Annotated in this window: 2 tRNA genes and 2 rRNA genes; all 4 read right to left on the reverse strand. The window is 45.3% G+C overall.

From position 1 onward, the window contains the following. Positions 1 to 337: 337 nt before the first annotated feature. Positions 338 to 410: transfer RNA gene (locus QOX44_RS17985), tRNA-Ala, on the reverse strand. A gap of 41 nt (positions 411 to 451) precedes the next feature. Further along, positions 452 to 525, reverse strand: a tRNA-Ile gene (locus QOX44_RS17990). Positions 526 to 533: 8 nt separating this feature from the next. Further along, a 5S ribosomal RNA gene (gene rrf, locus QOX44_RS17995) occupies positions 534 to 651 on the reverse strand. Positions 652 to 840: 189 nt separating this feature from the next. Further along, a 16S ribosomal RNA gene (locus QOX44_RS18000) occupies positions 841 to 900 on the reverse strand; the annotation flags it as partial.

A 900-nucleotide genomic window follows, 5' to 3' on the forward strand; every position in this document is an offset into this window, starting at 1 on the left:
TTATCACGTCTTTCATCGGCTCTTAGTGCCAAGGCATCCACCCTGCGCTCTTCTTCGCTTAACCTTCATATACATAGCGTTGTATATGCGGTCGGGTTGTGTTTACGAGTTTTCTCTCGTGTGACTTTTGTCACTTTGTTGCTTGCTTTTTATAAGTTCAAATCTCTTTGAACCTATCCTCGGATGTCTTGTTGATAAATAGTTCCGTTCGTATTCGCATGCTCACAAACAAGTTTGCTGTCCGAATACTCTCTTCATTATTTATCGGATATTTTTGTCTGTATGCGGTTTTCAAGGTACGTTAGCGATAATGTAAGAGTTTTCTTTCATTATCGAATGGAGATGGAGAGATTCGAACTCTTGACCCCCTGCTTGCAAGGCAGGTGCTCTCCCAACTGAGCTACACCCCCATATGTATGGTTCAATTTTTTATTGGTATGTTACATACCAGTGGGCTTAAGTGGACTCGAACCACCGACCTCACGCTTATCAGGCGTGCGCTCTAACCGGCTGAGCTATAAGCCCGGTTTTTAATCTGGCAGCCACCTACTCTCCCACACCGTCTCCAGTGCAGTACCATCGGCCGCTTAAGTCTTAACCATCGTGTTCGGGATGAGTACGGGTGTTTCCCCTAAGCGCATCGCCACCAGAAGCTTTGAGTACTTAGCGAGGTCCTTTCGAGCTTAGTACGAAAGCTGTTCGTTGCCACTTTTGACAATTGAACTACTAATGTTCAATTGTATGATGAGATCGATCTTTGCGACGATCGAATCTAGTGCAGTCGAACTTCCTCTGCTTGATAACTCAACAGCAAAACAACCTCTACTTATTCTTCCTTAGAAAGGAGGTGATCCAGCCGCACCTTCCGATACGGCTACCTTGTTACGACTTCACCCCAGT

This window comes from Parablautia sp. Marseille-Q6255, assembly GCF_951230155.1.
Taxonomy (GTDB): domain Bacteria; phylum Bacillota; class Clostridia; order Lachnospirales; family Lachnospiraceae; genus Choladousia.